We start from the raw sequence: 1,407 nt of genomic DNA on the forward strand, positions 1-1,407 counted from the left end.
AGTGAAGTAGGAGGACAAGCGCCTGCACAATCATGTTAAGGTCAAGCCCTCGGCAGATTAGTATCGGTCAGCTGCACACGTTACCGTGCTTCCACCTCCGACCTATCAACGTCATAGTCTACGACGTGCCTTACCTCATAAAGAGTGAGAGATCTAATCTTAGGGGGAGTTTCACGCTTAGATGCCTTCAGCGTTTATCTCGTCCGAACGTAGCTACCCAGCTATGCCCTTGGCAGGACAACTGGTGCACCAGAGGTTCGTCCATCCCGGTCCTCTCGTACTAAGGACAGCTCCCTTCAAATCTCTTACGCCCGCAACAGATAGGGACCGAACTGTCTCACGACGTTCTGAACCCAGCTCGCGTGCCGCTTTAATTGGCGAACAGCCAAACCCTTGGGACCGAATTCAGCCCCAGGATGCGACGAGCCGACATCGAGGTGCCAAACCTCCCCGTCGCTGTGGACGCTTGGGGGAGATCAGCCTGTTATCCCCAGGGTAGCTTTTATCCGTTGAGCGACGGCATTTCCACGCACATACCGCCGGATCACTAACTCCAACTTTCGTTACTGCTCGACCCGTCAGTCTCGCAGTTAGGCTCGTTTATGCGTTTACACTCACTGCACGGTTTCCGTCCGTGCTGAACGAACCTTTGAGCGCCTCCGTTACCTTTTTGGAGGCGACCGCCCCAGTCAAACTGCCCACCTAACAGTGTCCCCCGACCGGATTCACGGCCGCAGGTTAGAAAACCAGCAAATCAAGGGTGGTATCCCAAGGGTGACTCCATACGAGCTGACGCCCGTACTTCCAAGTCTCCCACCTATCCTGTACATGATTTACCGATTTCCAGTATTAAGCTACAGTAAAGCTCCATGGGGTCTTTCCGTCTAGTTGCGGGTAACTGGCTTCTTCACCAGTACAACAATTTCGCCGGGTGGGCTGTTGAGACAGCGCCCAAATCGTTACGCCATTCGTGCGGGTCAGAACTTACCTGACAAGGAATTTCGCTACCTTAGGACCGTTATAGTTACGGCCGCCGTTTACTGGGGCTTCAATTCAGACCTTCGCTTGCGCTAAGCCCTCCTCTTAACCTTCCAGCACCGGGCAGGCGTCAGCCCATATACGTCATCTTTCGATTTAGCATAGACCTGTGTTTTTGGTAAACAGTCGCTTGGGCCTATTCTCTGCGGCCTGCTCGCGCAGGCTCCCCTTATCCCGAAGTTACGGGGTCATTTTGCCGAGTTCCTTAACAACCCTTCTCCCGTTGGCCTTAGGATTCTCTCCTCATCTACCTGTGTCGGTTTGCGGTACGGGCACCTTAGTATACCACATGCCTTTTCTCGCCTCTGGACATCGGAGACTTCCCTACTAAATTTCGGTCCCTTACGCCCGGGTCAACCAACGCCCGGG

General features: G+C 53.9%; 1 rRNA gene. It reads right to left on the minus strand.

Annotated elements, in window-relative coordinates:
- Nucleotides 1-37: 37 nt before the first annotated feature.
- Nucleotides 38-1,407 (minus strand): 23S ribosomal RNA (locus tag ACTNBK_RS17005); the annotation flags it as partial.

Origin of the sequence: Intestinimonas sp. HCP28S3_D6, from assembly GCF_052065695.1 — a bacterium.
GTDB lineage: Bacteria > Bacillota > Clostridia > Oscillospirales > Oscillospiraceae > Intestinimonas.